The following is a 19318-nucleotide window of genomic DNA, read 5'->3' on the forward strand; positions in this document are numbered from 1 at the left end:
GGCCCCGGCCCGGCCGCTTCCCGCTCCCGCCCTCGCTCCGGCTCGGTCACGGTGTGGCCGCTGTGTCCCGTCCGCATGTTCGCGCTGTCCCTCGTCCCGGTAGGGTTCGCCTCCGGGAAGGGGAAGGTGAAGAAACCGGATGAGCAGGGATCTCGGCCTTCGAAGGCTCCGCGGGTTCGACCGGAGCGCGCTGCTCGCGGCATCGGTGACCGCCCTGTCGTTGACGGCGAGCGGCTGCGTGGTGGTGCACGGCGAGCGCGAGGTGCTTCCGGCCACCACCCGCGCCGAAGCCGCGCAGGCGCTCCAGGAGTTCACGGCCGCTTACAACAAGGCCGATGAGGCGTACGACAGTTCCCTGGACGCCGAGTACACCACCGGCGCGCTCGGCGACATCGACAAGGCGCGGCTGACGGCCGGGAAGGCCAACAACCCGGAGGGCAACCCCGGGCACTCGCCGCTGAAGCTGACGGACGCGAAGTTCACCATTCCCAAGAAGGCCGGCTGGCCCCGCTGGTTCCTCGCGGACGCGGCGGGCAACAAGGGCGGCGACGTGCGCTGGCTGCTGGTGTTCACCCGCAGCGGTCTCGAGGAGACCTGGGAGGCGGCGTACCTGACGCTGGTGGCCCCGGACGACATACCCGGGTTCCCGCTGGACAAGGACGGCTGGGCCGAGGCCGTCCCCGCCAACGCCACCGATCTCACCGTGCCGCCCGGCGAGTTGAGCGCGACCTACGCGACGTACCTGAAAAACGGCGGGGACGGGAAGGGCGGCGGTGCCACCTTCGCCGAGGGCCCGCACACCAGCGTGTGGCGGGCGCTGCGCACGAAGCAGTCGGAGCGGCCGGGGCTGGCCACGCAGTACATCGACGAGCCGCTGACGAACGGCGACTACGCGCCCCTGGCGCTGCGCACCGAGGACGGCGGGGCGCTGGTGTTCTTCACCACGCGCCACTTCGAGAAGCAGACCGCCGCGGACGGGGCGTCCGTGCCGGCCCCGAACAAGGATGTGCTGGCGCTGACCACGGGTGAGATCCGGCAGACCCTGACGATGGAGTTCGTCTCCAACGAGGTGGCGCTGGACCCGGGCGACGGCCAGGTGGAGATCCTGGGCCGGATCCAGGGGCTGACCTCGGCGAAGGGCGAGTAGGGCCGGGACCGCGCGGTCCGGGCAGCGGGTCCTTGCGGGACGTTATCGGCGCAGGGGCCAGGCCGTGGTCGCCTGGTCGGGGTGCTCGACCGCGTGGCGGGCGCAGGCGTCGGTGAGGTACTCCAGCAGGCTCAGCGGGTCGGGCAGCGGATGCTCCGGACCGCGTACCCAGTGCACCGACCGGTTGTCGTCACCGGGCAGCCGCGCGGGCGGTACCAGGACGTAGGAGCCGCGGCAGTGCCAGCGCAGGCCGGGGTGCTCGTCCATGGTCTCGGGGTGGCAGTCCAGCTCGCACGGCCACCACTCGTCCTCGTCCTCGGGGGTGCCCCGGGTGAGGGTGAAGAACAGTATGCGGCCGTCGTCGCTCTCCGCGACGGGCCCGACCTCGACCCCTGCCGCCAGCAGGCTCTCCAACGCCTTGCGACCGGCGTTCAGGGGCACGTCGAGTACGTCGTGCACCATGCCGGTCGCGGTGATGAAGTTGGCCTGCGGCTGGTGGCGGGCCCAGCGCTCGATCTGGGCGCGGTCGGTGGTGGACTGCGTCTGCCAGGCGAACGAGACCGGATGCCGGGCGGGGGTGGGACAGCCGACGCGGTCGCACGAACATCGGTATCCGGCGGCGGGGTGGGCGGCGGGCGCGAGCGGCAGTCCCGCGCCGGCGGCGGCGAGCAGCAGTTCCTCACGGCCGCCTTCGTCGACGGCCGGTTCCGGGCGGCGGCCACGCAGCCACCGGGAGAGTTTGCCCTGCCTGCCGGTCCTGCCGCCGAACTCCGCGCTCATCTAACTCCTCGCCTCGCCCTCGTGCCTTTCAGCATGCCCTATGGTCCCACCCTCGTGCGCATCGGGGGGCCGGAGCCCACAATAGGCGCACCTGGGACAAGCGGTGCACGGACCGGACGAGGGGTGCCCCAGGGGGCGAAAGGTGCACCCCGGGGTACGCCGGCGTGACCGGGGAGGCAGCGCGGGCGCTCCCGGTCAGCGGGGGGCGAGGCCGTTCAGGGCGTAGTCGACGAGGGTGTCGGTGTACTCGTAGGTGATCGGTCCCGTGTACTGCAGCCAGCGCTGGGCGAGCGGGGAGACGAAGAGTTCCAGGGCGATGCGCGGGTCGATGTCGGGGCGGACCTCTCCGGCCTCCTGCGCGGAGCGCAGCCGGTCGACGTACAGCTGGAGCGACGGTTCCAGCAGCTTGGCGACGAACCTCCGGCCGAGCTCCTCGTTGACGACGCCCTCGGCGGCCAGCGCGCGGGACGGCGCCTCGAAGGCCGGGTCGCGCAGTTCGTCGACCGTGGCCCGCAGGACGAGTTTGAGGTCGGCGGCGAGGTCCCCGGTGTCCGGGATCCCGTACGTCCCGCCGCTTTCCGGTTCCTGTCCGGCGGCGCGGGCGGCCTGCTCGCCCAGGTCGAGGAACGCCTCCAGCAGGACGTCCGCCTTCGACGGCCACCACCGGTAGATCGTCTGCTTGCCGACGCCGGCGCGGGCGGCGATGCCCTCGATGGTGGTCTTCGGGTAGCCGACCTCCACGACCAGGGCGATGGCCGCGTCGTAGATGGCACGGCGGGAGCGCTCACTGCGGCGGGTGGAGTCGGGGGGTGCGGGGTTGTTCGTGGCCATGGGCCGAATTTATCAGGTTGACAAGACGGTGCGTCTCGCCTGACAGTGAGGGAGATCGCATCGAGACGATACGTCTCGTCACGTGCGTCCGCGGAGTGCGCTCACCGGAAGGAGATCACCATGTCCCGAGGCGGAGCCGGGAACATGCTGGGCGTCGGCGGCGCCCGGAAGCACCTCGGCCGCGAGGCCCTGCGTGGCGGGGGGCGCGACGGCCGCGTCGGGGGCGGCCTCGACCCCCGGGCCCAGAAACGCGAGCTGCTGCGCAAGCTCCAGGAGCAGCGGAAGGAACAGCAGAAGCAGCAAGGACAGCAAGAGCAGCAGGAAGAGCAGGAACAGCAGGAGGACCGGGAGGGAGGGGACCCCGGGCAGGAAAGCCGGCCCTAGTCCCCTCGTCAGACCTCTCGCCGGCCCTCTCGTCAGTCCCCGCTGTCGTCGGCCGCCGGCGGCCAGGGGTCGCCCCAGGACGTGTCCCTCGCCGCCCGGTACAGGTCGCCGTGGCGCTTGGTCACGGTGGTGCGGCTCAGGGCCGGGTCCCTCTCGCAGAGGTCGAGGAGGACCTGGCCCTTGCGGATCTGCGGCTTGCGGACGACGCGGGCGGCGGCCGGGGCGGCGGGCAGGCGGGTGGCGGCGACGTAGCTGAACTTCTCGTCCTCGTACGGCAGGGAGCCGCCCTTGACCTGGCGGTGCAGTGAGGAACGGCTGACCCGGGCCGCGAAGTGGCACCAGTCCGTGCCGGGGACGATGGGGCAGGCGAGGCTGTGCGGGCAGGGGGCGGCGACCCGGAAGCCGGCCGACACCAGCCGGTCACGGGCCTCGATGACGCGGGTGTAGCCGTCGGGGGTGCCGGGTTCGACGATCACGACGGCCTGCGCGGCGCCGGCGGCGGCGTCGACGAGGGCGGCGCGGTCGGCGGCGGTCAGTTCGTTGAGGACGTAGGAGACGGTGACGAGGTCGGTGCGGTCGAGGGTGAGCTCCGTGCCGATCCGGGAGCGGTGCCAGCGGGTGTCCTTGAGCGCGGGGTTCGCGGCGGCGAGTTCCCGGCCGAGGGCGAGTGCGGGTTCGGCCCAGTCGAGGACGGTCACCGGCCGCTCCCCGCCCCAGGTGGCGCTCACCGCCCAGGCGGCGGCGCCGGTGCCGCCGCCGATGTCGACGTGGTCGCCGGGCGTCCACCCGGGCACGGCGTCCGCGAACGCCGCCAGCGCCGACCGTACGGCCTCGAAGGTGGCCGGCATGCGGTACGCGGCGTAGGCGGCGACGTCCGCGCGGTCCCGCAGGATGGGCGCCCCGGTCGGGGTGGCGCCCCGGTAGGTGGCGATCAGCCGCTCGACGGCCTGCGCGGCCCGCCGCGGCGGGAGCCCGTCGAGCAGCCCGGCGAGCGCGCCGCGCAGGACGTCGGCGGGAGGAGTGGGGGAGGCGGGAGCGGGGGCGTTCACCTGGAAATTCTATGGCGCGGGCCGGCGGCCGGGTTCACCTCCCCCGGACCGCGCGGGCCACCCGCGTGGCCGCACGTGCGCGGGGGCCGTTGGCCGGGGTCGGGGGGCGGCGGGGGTGGACCGTGTTGGCGAGCAGGACGAGGTAGGTGCCCGTGGCGCGGTCGAGGACCAGGGACGTGCCCGTGAAGCCGGTGTGGCCCGCCGCTCCGCGGCCCGCGAGCTCCCCCATGAACCACGGCTGGTCCACGGCGAAGCCCAGGCCCGGCGGGGCGAGGAGCAGCTCCACGAAGTCGGGTCCGAGGATGCGGGCGGGGCCGTGGGCGCCGCCCGCCAGCAGGGCATGGCAGAAGACCGCCAGGTCGCGGCCGGTGGAGAAGAGGCCGGCGTGGCCCGCGACCCCGCCGAGCGCCCAGGCGTTCTCGTCGTGCACCTCGCCGCGCAGCATCCCCCGGTCCGCCTTGGCCCACGGCCGCCGCTGGTCCTCGGTGGCCGCCGCGCCCGGACACGGGCCGAAGTCCGTGGCGGTCATGCCGAGCGGCCGGGTGATGCCGTCGTGGACGAGCGTGTCGAGCGTGCGGCCGGTGAGGCGTTCCAGGACGTGCTGGAGCAGCAGCATGTTCAGGTCGGAGTAGCGGTACGTGCCGGGCGCCGCGACCGGCCGCTCGGCGCGCAGCAGGGCGAGCCGTTCCGCGTCGTCGGCGCAGTCGTACAGGGGGAGTTCGGGGCGCAGCCCGGAGGTGTGGGTGAGCAGGTGCCGGACGGTGATGCCGTGCCGGACGGCCGCGGGGAAGTCCGGCAGGTACGCGCCCACGCGGGCGTCGATGCCCAGGGTGCCCCGCTCGATCTGCTGCACGGCGGCCACCGAGGTGAACAGTTTGGTCAGGGACGCCAGGTCGAAGGGGGTGTCCACGGTCATCGGCACCCGGTCGTCCGGTGGCAGTTCCACCGCGGTGTCCGTGTGTTCGTCGTACGCCGCGTAGCGCACGGCCCAGCCCGCCGCCTCCTGCACGGCGAGCACCGGGCCGCGGCCGACGGCCACGACGGCGCCCGCCGCCCAGGGGCGTTCCCCGGTGGTACCGGCGTGCACCTCGCGGACGAGGGCCCGGAGTTCGCGGGGGTCGAGCCCGGCCCGTTCGGGGGTGCCGTGGCGCAGCCTCGGGGCGCTCAGCTCTCCGCCTCCGCCCGTTCGGTTCCGCGTGGGCGGGAGGTGACCGGGGCCGCCGCGCCCGTCCGTCCGCCCCGGGGGCGGCACAGGCCCGTGAAGCAGGCCAGCGCCACCAGGGCGGCGGTCAACTGGACGACGGCCATCGGGACGGCGGTGTCCTCCCCGGCGATCCCGACCAGCGGGGAGGCGATCGCACCGACGAGGAAGGACGCCGTGCCGAGCAGGGCCGAGGCGGCACCGGCGGCCTGCCGGGTGCGCATCAGGGCGAGGGTCTGGGTGTTGGGCATGGTGATGCCCATCGCGGACATCAGCACGAACAGCGCGGCGGCCACGGGCACCAGCCCGACCTCGCCGAACACACCCAGCGACATCAGCAGCAGCGCGACCGCGGCGACGACCACGACGCAGAGCCCGAAACCGAGCACCCGGTCCAGCCGGACCCGGCCGACCAGCACCTTGCCGTTGATCTGCCCCATGATCATCAGGCCGATCGAGTTGAGCCCGAACAGCAGGCTGAACGTCTGCGGGGAGGCCCCGTAGATCTCCTGGACGACGAACGGGGAGGCCGCGACATAGGCGAAGAGGGAGGCGAAGGCGAATCCTCCGGTGAGCATGTAGCCGGTGAAGACCCGGTCGGCGAGCAGTCGGCGCATCGAGCCGAGGGCCGCGACGAAGCCGCCGCCGTGGCGGTCGGCGGGGGCCAGCGTCTCCGGCAGCTTCGCCCAGACCAGGGCCGCCAGCAGCACCCCGAGGACGGCGAGGACGACGAACACGCCCCGCCAGTCCGTCACCCGCAGGACCTGCCCTCCGATGAGCGGTGCCATGATCGGCGCCAGGCCGGAGATCAGCATGAGGTTCGAGAAGAAGCGGGCCATGGCCACGCCGTCGTACAGGTCGCGGACCACCGCCCGCGCGATGACGATGGCGGCCGCGCCCGCGAGGCCCTGCAACAGCCGGAAGACGACGAGGAGTCCGACGGTCGGCGCGAACGCGCACAGCACGGTGGCGACGACGTAGACCGCGAGGCCGATGAGCAGCGGGCGGCGGCGTCCCCACCGGTCGCTCATCGGGCCGACCACCAGCTGCCCGAGCGCCATGCCGGCCAGACAGGTGGTGAGCGTGAGCTGGACGGTGGCGGCGGACGCCTGCAGGGACCGGGTGACCTCCGGAAGGGCGGGGAGGTACATGTCCGTCGCCAGCGGGGGCGTGGCGGTCAGACCGCCCAGGAGGAAGGTCACCAGCAGGCCGGTGCGGCCGGCGGTTGCGCGGAGCGGCGGCGCCGCGCTCGCCGCCGGGTTCGTCGTCGATTCTTCCGTCGAGTCCGTTTTTGCCGTCGAGTTCGCCGTCGAATTCGATATGGACGCGCCGCCCTCGGGCATGTGGCCCCTCCCTTTCCGCACCATCGGCTCCCTATGCTCTCAGCTCGTACGGAGTGCTCGGCGTCGACGACGATGTCATGGGAGCGCTCCCATCGACCTCCGCGGCCGATGTGCCGACGACACGAGCAGGGGTGGGGCGGATGACAGGGCGGAACGTGCGCTGGGGAATCCTGGCGACCGGCGGGATCGCCGCGAGGTTCGCGGCGGATCTGGCAGCTGCGGCACACAGCGGCTCCGCCGCGGGGCCGGGCGCGGAGATCGTGGCGGTGGCCTCCCGGTCGGCGGAGTCGGCGCGGGCGTTCGCCGACCGGTTCGGGATCGGGCGGGCGTACGGCGACTGGGAGTCGCTCGCACGGGACGAGGAGGTCGACGTCGTCTACGTCGCCACTCCGCACTCGGCGCACCGGGCGGCGGCCGGGCTGTGCCTGGAGGCCGGGCGGAACGTGCTGTGCGAGAAGCCGTTCACGCTCAACGCGCGCGAGGCCGGGGAACTCGTCGCCCTGGCGCGCGACCGGGGGCTTTTCCTGATGGAGGCCATGTGGATGTACTGCCATCCCATGGTGCGGCGGCTGAAGGCACTGGTCGACGACGGCGCGATCGGCGAAGTCCGCACCGTGCGGGCCGACTTCGGGCTGGCGGGGAACTTCCCGGCCTCGCACCGGCTGCGGGACCCCGCGCTGGGCGGGGGCGCGCTGCTGGACCTCGGTGTGTATCCGGTGTCGTTCGCACAGCTGCTGCTCGGGGAGCCGTCGGACGTCGCGGCGAGGGCGACGCTCTCCGAGGAGAAGGTCGACCTCCAGACGGGTGCGCTGCTCTCCTGGGACGACGGCGCCCTCGCGTCGGTGCACTGCTCCATCGTTGGTGGTACGGAGACCTCGGCGTCGATCACCGGTTCCGAGGGCCGCATCGACGTCCCGTACGGCTTCTTCTTCCCGGACGGGTTCGTGCTGCACCGGGAGGGCCGGGAGGCCGAGAAGTTCACGGCCGACCCGGCGGACGGGCGCCGTGACACGCTCGGCCATGAGGCCGCCGAGGTGATGCGCGCCCTGCGGGCCGGTGAGACGGAGTCCCCGCTCGTCCCGCTGGACGGCACGCTCGCCGTGATGCGGACGCTCGACGCGATCCGCGACCGCATCGGCGTCCGCTACCCGGGGGACGCCGCGTGACCCCCGCTTCACCGACGGACCGTCAGGCCGAACCCGGCCCCCTCTGATCCACACAAGCGGAATACGAACATCCGCAGCATTGCGGCCCACAGCGGACATATGCTCAACTCTCCTGCACCAAAGCTTCACATTTGGGGCAGCAGGCTTCCGCAGGCCACTTTCAGGGGGAGGGCAGCCGTTCCACCGCACCGGCAGGGGGGTGGCCCCGCGTGGGACCGCGGGGCACGCGCCGGTGGGTGGAACGGCTGCCGTGATCAGGCCTGGCCGGTCTCGAAGCGGCTGATCCTGCCGTCGTCGTCGACGGTGAAGCTCCAGCGGGTGCGCATCTCGCCCCAGGTGTCGTTGCGGTAGCGGACCAGGAGGCTGCGTCCGTCGTCGGACTCGTTGTCGACGTCCATGTGCCCGTGGGAGGAGAAGACCTCCCGGTCGATCCAGTCGGTGAGATCGCGGTCGTCGCCGTCGTCCGCCATGGTCGCCCCGGGCGCGAGCAGGGCCATGAAGCCCTCCCGGTCATGGTTGTTGACCGTGGTGACGAAGGCGCGGACGGCGGGGTCGCTGAGACGGGAGGTCTGGATCGTCATGCCTGCCAGCGTGCTGCCGGGCCTCGGCCGCCGCCACCCGCCGCCACCCGAACGGCGGGCGGCGGCGGGCCGGGCGGGACGCCGGGGTGCGACGGTGGTCACGCGAAGCGACTGCCCCGGGAGACGACGTGACCTGTTACGACCGACGCGATCTGGGCCTGCTGCTGCTCCGGCTGGGGACGGGCGGGGCGCTGGCGGCGCACGGCGCGCAGAAGCTGTTCGGCTGGTTCGGCGGTGGCGGGATCGAGGGCACCGGCCAGTTCATGGAGGCCGTCGGCTATGTGCCCGGCAAGGCCAGCGCGACGGCGGCGGGCCTCGCGGAGGCGGGTGGCGGCGCGCTGCTCGCGCTCGGCCTGGCCACTCCGGCGGCGGGTGCGGCGGCGGCCGGTGCGATGGCGGGCGCGGCCGCCGTGCACGCGCCCAACGGCTTCTTCAACCAGGAGGGCGGCTACGAACATGCCGCGACCCTGGGCCTGACGGCGGCCGGCCTCGCCGTCGCGGGGCCCGGCCGCCTCTCGGTGGACCACGCCCTCGGCCACACTGCCGACCGGAGCTGGATGGTCTTCGCGGCCTTCGCCGCGACCGCGGCGGTCACCGCGGCGGTCGTGGGCGCACGCTCCAGACGCCTGCGCAGGGCGAAGGAGGGCGAGCAGGAGGCTCTGTTCGAGTAGTTCCGGCCGGCTTCGGCCGGCTTCGACGCGTACTGCCATCGTGGCGCTCCGGTCGCCGGGGTCGGGGATGCGGCAGAGACTGAAACCCGGATTCTGTCCAGGAACACCCCGGAGCGCAGGAGAATGGGCCCCACCCGCGCGTTACCGCCCCGCAGAAGGCGGTGGCTTCGATGGCTGCCGGCCGCGCTGATCCTCTGTGTGTTCGCCCTCGACCTCCTCACCCCGCGCGGCATGAGGGTGTTCCCCCTGCTGGCGGCCGCCCCCGTGCTGGTCGCGCCGTGGTTCTCCCTGGCCGGGACGATCGCCACCGGCGGGGCGGCGCTCCTCGCCGCGGTGCTCCTGCCGCTGGTGAGAGGCAGGCTGCCGTTCGGCGTCGACGACATCGTCCCGTTCTCCACCTTCGTCACCCTGACCTTCCTGGCCGCGGTCGTCAACCGGCTGCTGACTCGCGAGCGGCGGCAGTTGAAGAACGCCCGCGAGGTCGCCGAGGCCGTCCAGCGCGCGGTGCTCCCCTCCCCGCCCGGACGGATCGGGCGGCTGGCCGTGGCCGTCCGGTACGAGGCCGCCGCGCGGGAAGCCGCCATCGGGGGCGACCTGTACGCGATCCACCCCACTCCCCACGGCATCCGGCTGATGATCGCCGATGTCCGGGGCAAGGGCCTGGGCGCGGTCCGAACCGTCAACGCGCTGCTGGGCACCTTCCACGAGGCCACCCTTCGCGCTCCGGACCTGCCCGGTGTGGTCCGCTGGCTGGAGGAACGGGTGCAGGAGGACCACGTCGCCGAGGACGGGGCAGGACTCGAGACGTTCGTCACCGCCGTCATCGCCGAGTTGTCCCCCGACGGCTCCACCCTGCGCATGGCCAATCGGGGGCACCCGGCGCCGTTGCTGGTCCACCGCGGCCGGGTCCGCCCACTGGAGCCGGGCACGCCTTCACTGCCGCTGGGTCTGGCCGACCTCGGCACCCCGAACGTCCTCCCGGACATCCCCGTCGACCAGTACGCCCTGTCCGAGGGGGCGGTCCTGGTGCTGTTCACCGACGGCGTCGTCGAGGCCCGCGACCACCGCGGGGTCTTCTACGACCCCGTCCCGCGGCTGTCCCGCCCCCTCCCGCCGGACCCGGACCACGTGCTGGACGTCCTGCTCGCCGACCTGTACCGGTACGCCGCGGGATGCCTCGACGACGACGTAGCGCTGCTCGCCATCGGCCTGCCCCGCGACGCGGACGACGGCCGGCGCGTTTGAGGAAACCCCGCTGCTCGGCCGGCCCTGCGCGTAGGACCGCCGGGTACTGTCCGTGGCCTGTGCCAGGGTCTGAGGCATGAGCGATCCGAGCACGACCCCCTCCGTGTCCCCCGCCCCCGCCCTCTCCCCCGCCGTGACATCCGCCGCTCTCTGGGACTCCGTCGACGCCCTGCACGCCTGGCTGGACGCGAACCGTGCGGTCGACGGCCGGGAGGGCCTGCTGCTGCGCGTCCTGAAGCTGTCCGAGGAGGTCGGCGAGGTCGCCCAGGCGGTGATCGGCGCGACCGGTCAGAACCCGCGCAAGGGCACCACCCACGGATGGGACGACGTCCAGGCGGAGTTGTGCGATGTCGCGCTCACGGCCCTGGTGGCGCTGCGCGGTCTCACGCCCGACGCCCGCGAGGTCTTCGCCCGCCACCTGGACCAGCTCACACGACGCTCTCTCGGAGCTCCACGCCAGGACCCGTCAGCCGATTGATCCTGTGGCGGATCGTAGGGAGCCGACAGGGTCGAGGTCCCCACGACCCGCAGAACCGGTGCGGCGGGCGCCGCGTGGGGCCGGCGTGCCGCACCGGTCTCACTCAGCGGGTCTAGCAGGCGCCCAGGTCTTCCCAGACGCCCCAGTCGCCGGCCGCGCCGGGCTTCTCGCCCGTCGTCCACCACTTGGCGCGGTAGGTGCGGCCGTCGTGGGTGACGGTGTCGCCGTTGTTGTAGACGGCACCGGCGTTCCAGGTCGGCGCGGCGCAGGAGCCCGGCTCGTTGCCGCCGCCGTTGCCGCCGCCGTTGCCGCCACCATTGCCGTTGCCGGTGACGTTGACGTCGATGCAGGCGTAGAAGGCGTTGGAGGTGTCGGCCACGTTCCAGACGGCCAGGACCTTCTGGCGACCCGTCAGGTCACCGAAGTCGACCCGGTGGTTGACCTCGGCGGGAGGCTGCGCGCCCCGGTCGTTGAACTCGGCGATCTTCCGGTCACCGACGTAGTACTGCCAGGTGTCGGTGGCGTGCCGTGCCGTGATGCGCCAGTTGAAGGTGTGCGACTTGCCGACCTGCGCGACCCGCCAGGGCTTGCTGTCGTCGTCGAGGTCGGAGAACTGGGCGTTGCCGCCGCTGCAGCTGCGCAGGCCCTTGGGGCCCTCGACGCTCTGCGGCTCGTACTTGATCTGACCGCAGTCGACGACGCCCTTGGCGCACTGGTCCTGGCGGCTGCCGGGGTCGGTCACCCAACCGTGGGCACTGGCCGTACCCGCCGGAAGACTGACGGCGAGGAGGGGGGCGACCAGGGCTCCGACAGCCAGGGACGCTCGCCTTTTCATGTCCATGAAATGACTCTTTCTTCGGCGTACATGAGAACCGGCCACGGAGCACGACATCGCCAACCGCACCCGAGGTGCACCGCGCATGTCACGTGCGCCTGCGCCGACGAGGGCGCAGCGCGCGGTCGCGCCGCCGTGGCAGAGACCACCTTTCGCCCCGGCCCACGAAGGCACCGGGACGGGGACGAACACCGGTCTAGACCGGTGTTCGTAGGTCTAGACCATAGCGAGGAACCTGGAACCATCAAGTCCACTTCCCCGAAAGGGAGTTGGCAGGGAGTGACCGAAAGATCTCGGAGCATCACTCCCGTTACGGCGGAGACGACATACGGGCAGGTGAGACCACCGCAGGCCACCGACCACCACCCGAGCCGTCGACCGTGGCCCGCACCTCGGCGGCATCGCACCTGCGCGTGAACTTGCTCTCACGGGGGCGTCCCTCCATGAGGTACGGGTCCGGGACAGGCCTGAGAGCGCCATGATGGGGATCCAGGGATCGCACACCTGTGGGCCGAACAGGCCGACACTCCATGGCGAGGAGCCCGACATGTCCACCGGATCCGCGGACAGCCCCGCGACGCTCTACGGCCCCGTCTCCGTAGTCCTCGGCAGCGCTGCTCTGTTGGCCGCGGTGTTCGCCGGCTTCGTCGGCATCGCGATCCCGCTCCTGTTCGGCAGCCTCGCCGTCACCTTCGCGCTCCTCGGCCTGGGCCGCGGACTCAACCGGGGCCAGTGCGTCCTCGGCCTCGCCACCGGTTCTCCGGGCGTGCTCTACCCGATCTTCCTCGCCGCCGCCCTGAGCGTCTGACCGACGGGCTCAGCGCCTACGGCGGCGGTGGTACCTCGACGGTCTCCCCGCACGTCGCGGGTCTCGCGGTGCCGCACCTGGGCGCCGACCCGGGCACGGCCCGGTCAAAGGGCGTCGCCCCTCCCCCACCGTCCCCCTTGACCTGCGCATCTGCCCCAGTGAAGGTGGTTCACGCGGTTTGCCGTGCGTAGGGCACAGTGGAGCGGTACAACAGCGTCGGCGGAACAACGGCGACAGCGGCGCGCACAACGGACAGGGGAGGCAGCGGGTGACCGCCCAGCAGAGACCGGCACCGCACCGGACGGCCACGACCTGACCACGCTGGAGGCGGGCGTCCCGGACGCCCGCTGCCGCGCGCCCCGGCCGTCCTGGTCCCGGACCCGGACGCCCCTCGACCTGTGACCCCTCGAGAAGAGACCGGACATGACGTACGACTCCCTGGTCAACCGCGGAGACTACTTCTCGGCGCACTACCTCGCCGAGGTGCTGCCCAAGGACCTCAGGACGGGGCTGCTGAACACCTGGAAACAGCGCGAGGACGAGGCGCGGGCCAGGTCGGAGGCCGAGGCGCGGCGGGCCGCCGGGCAGGACGACGGGGCCGTCACCGCCGCCGGGGAGGACGGCACCGGTCCGGAGCCGCTGCCCGTCACCCCCCGGGCCGGCCTGCGGGACCTGCGCCGCCGCTACTTCCGCGCCCGCTCCTTCTTCGCCCTCCCCGAGGACGAGGACGGCACGGCCGCCGCCCAGGACACCGAGGACGACGCGGCGACCTACGACTCCCCCGCCTGGCGGGAGCAGGTCCGCGCCCTCAACGCCCGGGTGCTGCACGCCCTCGGCTACGACGCCAAGCCGCGCACGCTGACCGTGACGCGCGCCGACCAGCCGTACGAGGTGCGGGTGGCGCACGCCGAGAAGGGCCTGGTCGCGGTGGACTGCGGCTGGGCCGCCGAACCCGACGCCGCCCTCGACCCGCAGGGCCCCGGCCGCCTCCTCGACCCCGTCCCGCTCGACGGCCGCGACACGGTGCCGACCGGCTCCAGGCTGGCCTCCTTCCTCTTCGCCTGCGAGGACGCCCCGCGCTACGTCCTGCTGCTGGTCGGAGGTGTCGTCGTCCTCGCCGACCGGATGACCTGGGGCGAGGGCCGCTACCTCGCCGTCTCCCTCGACGTGGCCCTCCAGCGCAACGACACCAAGGCCGGCGGCGAACTCGACACCGTCGCGGCGCTGTTCGGCGCGGACTCGCTGCGCACCCCGGAGGAGGGCGGCGAGAACCCCCTCGCCGAGCTGGTCGACAAGTCCGCCAGACACGCGGTGGGCGTCTCCGGCGAACTGCGCGACGGCCTGCGGCTGAGCGTGGAGCTCATCGCCAACGAGGTCCTGGACCGCATGCGCGAGGCCGGCGTCCGCCCGGAGGAGGTCAAGGAACTCCCCGAACTGGGACGCCAGTTGACCCGTGAGTCGCTGCGCTACCTGTACCGGATCCTGTTCCTGCTGTACGCGGAGGCCCGCCCCGAGCTGGGCATCCTGCCCTCGGACTACCCCGAGTACCAGATGGGCTACGGCCTCGGCCGCCTCGGCGAGCTGATCGCCGAGCGCGATCTGGTCGACGAGAAGTCCCGCCAGGGCTTCTACCTGTACGAGTCGCTGGACCTGCTGTTCAGCAAGGTCCAGGAGGGCCACCGCCCCCGGCGCACGCACGGCGAGCCCGCGTCCGACTCCGAGCCGGTGTCCGAGGACGTCGGGCTGCGGTTCGAACCGCTGCACTCCAAGCTGTTCGAGCCCGCCTCGATCCAGCTGATCGGCGCGCGGTCCGTCGCCGATCCCCGCGTCGACGAGGACGAGACCGGCGAGCCCGCCCACCTCGACACCCGGCTGCGCAACGCCACCCTGTACCACGTCCTGCGGCTGCTGATGCTCACGCGCGGCCGCAAGGGTGAGCGCGGCGGGTTCATCTCCTACGCCCAGCTCGGCATCAACCAGCTCGGCGCCGTGTACGAGGGCCTGATGTCGTACTCCGGTTTCGTGGCCGGCGAGGAGCTGTACGAGGTCGCCAAGGGCGGCGATCCCGAGGGCGGCTCCTGGCTGGTCCCGGCCTCGCGGGCGGACGAGTACGCGGACTCCGTCTTCGTGCGCAGGAAGGACGAGGAGACGGGCGAGGAGGTACGGGTCCGGTACCGGCCGGGGTCGTTCGTGTACCGGCTGTCCGGGCGCGACCGGCAGACGTCGGCTTCGTACTACACGCCCGAGTCGCTGACCAAGGTGACCGTGCAGCTCGCCTTGCAGCACCGGCTGGATCAGGACGACACGGTCACCGCGGCGCGGGAGCTGCTGGACTGGAAGATCTGCGAACCCGCACTGGGCTCGGGCGCGTTCCTCAACGAGGCGATCAACCAGGTCGCGGCGGAGTACCTGCGGCGGCGGCAGGACGAGTTGGGCATCGCCATCGACACGGAGAAGTACGCGGTCGAGCTCCAGAAGGCCAAGGCGTACATCGCCCTGCACAACTCCTACGGCGTGGACCTCAACAACACGGCGGTGGAGCTGGCGGAGGTGTCGCTGTGGCTCAACACCATGCACCCCGGCATGGAGGCCCCGTGGTTCGGCCTGCACCTGCGGCGGGGCAACTCGCTGATCGGCGGCCGGCGGGAGGTCTATCCGCCGGAGAAGCTCAAGAAGGCGGCCTGGCTGGGCACCACCCCGGAACGGTTCCCCCTGACGGAGGCGGGCGGCGGCCTCCCGGTCACGGTGACCGAGCGCACCACCCGGAGCGGTTCGGTGCAGCGGGTCACGGAGAACGCCGTGCACCACTTCCTGCTGCCCGCGAAGGAGTGGGGCGCGGTCGCCGCCGAGAAGGAGGCCAAGGCCCTCGCCCCGGAGGCGGCCCGCGCACTGGCCGCCTGGCGCAAGATGATCACCCGGACGCCCACCGCCAAGCAGGCGGAACGGCTCCAGGCGCTGGCCCGGCGGGTGGAGTTCCTGTGGGACCTCGTCGTCCGCCGCCTGGAGATCTCCGAGCGGGACATCTCGCGGCGGATCCCGGTGTGGGGCGCGGAGGACGGCTGGTTGCGGTCGCCGGAGGAGGCGGTGCGGCGGGAGAAGGTCGTCGCGGACCTGACGGCGCCGGACACCCCGTACTGGCGGCTGAAGACGCTGATGGACGCCTGGTGCGCCCTGTGGTTCTGGCCGGTCCAGGAGGCCGCGCTGCTGGACGGCACGCACGAGGTGTACGCGCAGGCGGGGGCGGAACTGCCGGACCTCGACTCCGAAGCGTCCCAGGTGCTGCTGTCCTGGGAGACGGCGGACCTGTTCGGTGAGGTCACCGGCAGCAGCGAGCTGACGGCGGGCTCGGTGGAGCGCCGCCGGACCGGCCGCCGCAAGGAGGCCGTCGGCCGGCGGAAGCGGGCGGCGGTGCCGCTGGCGGGGCTGGACGACTGGCTGGAGTTCGCGGAGGCGCTGATCGGCACGCAGGACGTGCCGGCGGACTCACTGGTGGCGGAGTTCGACTCCCTGGCGGAGCTGGAGCCGTACGAGGACGCCCTGCCGGGGTTGATGGGCATGGAGCACTTCTACGAACTGGAGTCACGGTTCCCCTGGGCCGCGGTCGCGGGGGACGTGGCGAAGGCGCAGGGGTTCTTCCACTGGGAACTGGACTTCGCGCAGGTGTTTGTGCAGGGTGGGTTTGATCTGCAGGTGGGGAATCCGCCTTGGGTAAGGCCTACTTGGCAGGAGAATCAGGTTCTCGCAGAGCTGGATCCGTGGTTCGTTCTGGCGGAGAAACCAAGTGCGGCGGAGTGGCGCCTACACAAGGAAGAAGTACTAGCCACACACGCGGACGGCCGAGGCTTTGTCCTGAACGAACTGGCCACCCACGCCGGGTCCGCGGCAATGCTCAGCAGCCCGACCACGTATCCGCTTCTTCTTGGCACCCGAAGCGACCTCTACCGCGCATTCATGGCTCAAGTGTGGCGGCACATGGCGCTGCGCGGCAGTGCGGGCCTGATCCATCCAGATACTCATTTCGCGGGCGTACGCGAAGGCGCTGTCCGGGCTGCCGCATATCAACACCTCCGAGTGCACGCACATTTTGTAAACTCGTCCAGGTGGGCATTCGATGACCTCAACTGGTCCCAAGAATTCGGAATGCACGTCTACGGCACGCCGCAGGAGCCTGACTTCCTCCACCTCAGCGAGCTCCGCGGCGCCGAGGTCCTGCCGGATTCACTGACCCACGGTGGAGAAGGCGCAACACCCGGCATCAAGCACAGCGGCTCATGGGACATCCGACCGCACCGCGAGCGCGTGGTGCATGTGACCACGGATTTGCTGGCCAGTTGGCATGCCCTGACAGGCTCGACAGGCGAAGCGGCACAGGCTCCTTTGCTGTATCCCGTCCTCATTGGCGAGCAAGGAGCTATCGAGGCACTAGCCGCCTATCCCTACGCCCTGGCCGACTACCACCCAATGATCACAGGTGGATACAACGAAACTAACGCTAAAAAGGATGGAGTGATCTGCTGGAGGAACAAGGCTGCCCCCGAGCTCACGGATGTCATTCTTCAAGGACCCCACTTCGCCTCAGCGCTTCCCTTTTCAAAGGAGCCGAGGATCCCCTGCCGTAGCAACAGGGACTGGGACTTGCTCTTCCCGGCGGAACTGTCCGAGACGTTCGCCCCTGTGACCAACTATGTGCGGGCGACTGATGAGACCACGTACCTCGCGGCACAGGACTCCTGGCTCGGAAAGCCGTACACCTCGTACTTCCGGCTGGCCTGGCGGAGAATGATCCCCTTCGACAGTAGTCGCTGCCTGCACGCCGCCCTCATCCCGCCTGGCCCGGCTCACATCCATGCCGTGCAGTCCATGGCCATGCCCGACAACCGACTCACCACGCTCAACGCCGGCTTCTGGGCAGCCCTCCCCCTGGACTATCTACTTCGAATCACCAGTCGCTCTGATCTCCAAGTTGCCGAAGCGCGCAAGATGCCCGCCCCTGATCCGAAGCACCCCCTTGCCTCTGCTCTCCTCCTTCGCACCCTTCGCCTAAACGCCCTCACCCTCCACTACGCCCCTCTCTGGACGGAACTGTTTGATCGTCAGTGGGCAGGCTATGAGGACTGGGCTAATCCCCATTGGCTCCGACTGAGGCCTCTGGCCGCCGACCTCAAGCCGACCTGGGAGCACAGCACTCCACTCCGTACCGAGCACGAACGTCGCGCCGCCCATGTCGAACTCGACGCCCTCGTCGCCGCCTGGATCGGCATCACCGCCGACCAACTCGTCGCGATCTTCAAGTCCCGCTACCCACAGCTGTACAACTACGAGTCAGTGACCTACTTCGACGCCAACGGCCGCAGGATCGCAGGCGATTTCAACGTGTACGGTCACGGCCAGACCAAGCAGGACTACCTCGATCTCCTCGCCCACCTGGAAGACCCGGAGCGCACCCCGCCCCCGGCCGGTTACCAGGCCCCTTTCTACAAGGCGGACCGTGAGGCCGAGATGCGGGCCGCGCACGCGCACTTCCAGGCGCGGCTGGACGCCGAGATCGCCGCAGGCCGCTGGACGCCACCCGAGCCGATGCCCGTGGACGCCTGACCGCCAAACCGGCCCGGACATGCCTGTGCCCTGTGACTCCCCTCGGAGCCACAGGGCACAGCAGCAAGACAGCGACTCAGCCGATCCGGTCGGCGGCGAACCCGACGAACGCAGCCCACGCCCCCGAACCGACCGCCACACTCGGACGGTTCGTGTCCTTCGAGTCCCGCACGTGCACGGTGTGCGGGCAGGTGGCCACCTCCACGCACTCACCACCAGCTCCGCCGCTGTGACTGCTCTTGAACCAGTCGAGCTGGACGGTCTCTTCGACGCTCATAGTTCCTCCAGCGACTTCTCGATGTAGGCCAAGGACTCACGCGGAGTGAGAGCTTGTGCTCGGATGATCCCATAACGCGACACGATGCCACGGACCTCTGTTCGCTCCGACACGATTGTGCTCCGTCCCTGCGCCTCCAGATAAGCCACCTGATCATCACCGTCTCTGTGCAGCACGGTGAACGGTCCATCCACTCCGGCGTTGTCCTCTCGGTCCAACGGCATGACCTGGATCTCTACGTTGCGGTATGCACCGACGAGCAGCAGTTGTTCCATCTGCCCACGCATGACAGCACGACCGCCCAATGGCCGCCGTAGGACCGACTCATCGATGACAAAGCTCACGAGCGGAGCAGGCTTGCGGGCGAAGACTTCCTGCCGAGCCAGCCGTGCAGCAACGCGCTGCTGGACGGTCTCCTCATCCAGCAAAGGGCGCCACATCTCGAACACAGCCCGCATGTATTCCTCGGTCTGCAGCAGTCCAGGCACCGCATGGGTTCCGTAGACCCACAGCTCAACCGCCTCCGCCTCCAACCGAGCCGCATCCCGGAAGAACGCTGGATACTGCGCCCGCGCGACCTCCTCCTTCATCTCCTTCAACAGCCCGCCTGCATCCAGCAGTTCATCCACCGCGTCGATGAACTTCGGCGGAGGGATCCGCCGTCCCTGCTCGTAGGCCGCGATGGTGGACGGCGAGTATCCCGTCCGCGCACCGACCTCCGGCCGCTCCAGCCCCGCCCGCAACCGGCACAGCTTCATCTGCCGCCCGAACACCCGCAAGATGCCCGTCCCCGGCTCCGGGGAAGCCGCCCCCGCCTCTCCCCGCTCGGCCGTCGTCTCCCCCGGCTCCCGCACCAGTTCACTCATCGCCGTTCACCTCCGCCGCCTACCGGCCGGTCCGCCCAACTCCCCCGCCTCGCCGAGGGAC

Annotated in this window: 17 protein-coding genes and 1 pseudogene; 9 read left to right on the forward strand and 9 right to left on the reverse strand. The window is 71.4% G+C overall.

Annotated elements, in window-relative coordinates:
* Positions 1 to 45 precede the first annotated feature (45 nt).
* Positions 46 to 174: pseudogene (locus ACVW19_RS09285) on the forward strand (iron transporter); the annotation flags it as partial.
* Positions 140 to 1147: a hypothetical protein gene (locus ACVW19_RS09290; protein WP_457458295.1), complete on the forward strand. Its 1008-nt coding sequence runs from the start codon at positions 140 to 142 to the stop codon at positions 1145 to 1147. The pseudogene ACVW19_RS09285 and the gene ACVW19_RS09290, both read left to right, overlap by 35 nt.
* A gap of 42 nt (positions 1148 to 1189) precedes the next feature.
* Here ACVW19_RS09290 and ACVW19_RS09295 read toward each other — a convergent pair whose 3' ends face one another.
* Both ACVW19_RS09295 and ACVW19_RS09300 read right to left on the reverse strand, forming a co-directional pair.
* A complete protein-coding gene (locus ACVW19_RS09295; protein WP_457458297.1) occupies positions 1190 to 1927 on the reverse strand; it encodes a bifunctional DNA primase/polymerase in 738 nt (245 codons plus the stop codon).
* Between the two features lie 195 nt (positions 1928 to 2122).
* Positions 2123 to 2758, reverse strand: a complete 636-nt coding sequence (locus tag ACVW19_RS09300; protein ID WP_457458299.1) for a TetR/AcrR family transcriptional regulator — start codon at positions 2756 to 2758, stop codon at positions 2123 to 2125.
* 120 nt (positions 2759 to 2878) lie between these two features.
* Between ACVW19_RS09300 and ACVW19_RS09305 the strand changes: the two genes are divergently transcribed.
* Positions 2879 to 3142 carry a DUF6243 family protein gene (locus ACVW19_RS09305; RefSeq protein WP_457458301.1) on the forward strand — a complete coding sequence of 88 codons (264 nt, stop codon included), beginning with the start codon at positions 2879 to 2881 and terminating at the stop codon, positions 3140 to 3142.
* A gap of 32 nt (positions 3143 to 3174) precedes the next feature.
* Here ACVW19_RS09305 and ACVW19_RS09310 read toward each other — a convergent pair whose 3' ends face one another.
* The 3 genes from ACVW19_RS09310 to ACVW19_RS09320 are packed head-to-tail and all read right to left on the reverse strand — an operon-like array spanning position 3175 to position 6735.
* Positions 3175 to 4191, reverse strand: a complete 1017-nt coding sequence (locus tag ACVW19_RS09310) for a small ribosomal subunit Rsm22 family protein (protein WP_457458303.1) — start codon at positions 4189 to 4191, stop codon at positions 3175 to 3177.
* A 34-nt stretch (positions 4192 to 4225) separates the two neighbouring features.
* Complete coding sequence (locus ACVW19_RS09315) at positions 4226 to 5344, reverse strand: serine hydrolase domain-containing protein (RefSeq protein ID WP_457464502.1); 1119 nt, start codon at positions 5342 to 5344, stop codon at positions 4226 to 4228.
* 11 nt (positions 5345 to 5355) lie between these two features.
* A complete protein-coding gene (locus ACVW19_RS09320) occupies positions 5356 to 6735 on the reverse strand; it encodes a multidrug effflux MFS transporter (protein ID WP_457458305.1) in 1380 nt (459 codons plus the stop codon).
* Positions 6736 to 6875: 140 nt separating this feature from the next.
* On the opposite strand from ACVW19_RS09320, the gene ACVW19_RS09325 reads away from it, so the two are divergent.
* Positions 6876 to 7901 (forward strand): Gfo/Idh/MocA family protein, encoded by a 1026-nt coding sequence (locus ACVW19_RS09325; RefSeq protein ID WP_457458307.1) that lies wholly within the window; start codon positions 6876 to 6878, stop codon positions 7899 to 7901.
* A gap of 254 nt (positions 7902 to 8155) precedes the next feature.
* Here the strand turns inward: ACVW19_RS09325 and ACVW19_RS09330 are convergent, their stop codons facing one another.
* Entirely contained in the window at positions 8156 to 8482 is a 327-nt protein-coding gene (locus ACVW19_RS09330) for a nuclear transport factor 2 family protein (RefSeq protein WP_457458309.1), read from the reverse strand.
* Positions 8483 to 8610: 128 nt separating this feature from the next.
* On the opposite strand from ACVW19_RS09330, the gene ACVW19_RS09335 reads away from it, so the two are divergent.
* The 3 genes from ACVW19_RS09335 to ACVW19_RS09345 all read left to right on the forward strand — a co-directional run bounded on the left by ACVW19_RS09335 (position 8611) and on the right by ACVW19_RS09345 (position 10876).
* The gene (locus tag ACVW19_RS09335) at positions 8611 to 9153 is read left to right on the forward strand and encodes a DoxX family protein (RefSeq protein ID WP_457458311.1); all 543 of its coding nucleotides are present in this window, start codon (positions 8611 to 8613) and stop codon (positions 9151 to 9153) included.
* 198 nt (positions 9154 to 9351) lie between these two features.
* Complete coding sequence (locus tag ACVW19_RS09340; protein WP_457458313.1) at positions 9352 to 10398, forward strand: PP2C family protein-serine/threonine phosphatase; 1047 nt, start codon at positions 9352 to 9354, stop codon at positions 10396 to 10398.
* 76 nt (positions 10399 to 10474) lie between these two features.
* Positions 10475 to 10876 (forward strand): MazG-like family protein, encoded by a 402-nt coding sequence (locus tag ACVW19_RS09345; protein WP_457458315.1) that lies wholly within the window; start codon positions 10475 to 10477, stop codon positions 10874 to 10876.
* Between the two features lie 112 nt (positions 10877 to 10988).
* Here the strand turns inward: ACVW19_RS09345 and ACVW19_RS09350 are convergent, their stop codons facing one another.
* Positions 10989 to 11717 (reverse strand): lytic polysaccharide monooxygenase, encoded by a 729-nt coding sequence (locus ACVW19_RS09350; protein ID WP_457458317.1) that lies wholly within the window; start codon positions 11715 to 11717, stop codon positions 10989 to 10991.
* A gap of 541 nt (positions 11718 to 12258) precedes the next feature.
* Here ACVW19_RS09350 and ACVW19_RS09355 point away from each other — a divergent pair.
* Together ACVW19_RS09355 and ACVW19_RS09360 are read left to right on the forward strand one after the other, a co-directional pair.
* Entirely contained in the window at positions 12259 to 12519 is a 261-nt protein-coding gene (locus ACVW19_RS09355; RefSeq protein WP_457458319.1) for a hypothetical protein, read from the forward strand.
* A 423-nt stretch (positions 12520 to 12942) separates the two neighbouring features.
* On the forward strand, positions 12943 to 18114 hold the full coding sequence (locus tag ACVW19_RS09360; RefSeq protein ID WP_457458320.1) for a class I SAM-dependent DNA methyltransferase: 5172 nt from the start codon (positions 12943 to 12945) through the stop codon (positions 18112 to 18114).
* A gap of 76 nt (positions 18115 to 18190) precedes the next feature.
* Here the strand turns inward: ACVW19_RS09360 and ACVW19_RS09365 are convergent, their stop codons facing one another.
* The gene (locus ACVW19_RS09365) at positions 18191 to 18391 is read right to left on the reverse strand and encodes a DUF397 domain-containing protein (protein ID WP_457458321.1); all 201 of its coding nucleotides are present in this window, start codon (positions 18389 to 18391) and stop codon (positions 18191 to 18193) included.
* Positions 18388 to 19257 carry a helix-turn-helix domain-containing protein gene (locus ACVW19_RS09370; protein ID WP_457458323.1) on the reverse strand — a complete coding sequence of 290 codons (870 nt, stop codon included), beginning with the start codon at positions 19255 to 19257 and terminating at the stop codon, positions 18388 to 18390. The genes ACVW19_RS09365 and ACVW19_RS09370 overlap by 4 nt, the downstream gene beginning before the upstream one ends.
* Positions 19258 to 19318 lie beyond the last annotated feature (61 nt).

The organism is Streptomyces sp. TE5632, from assembly GCF_054061295.1.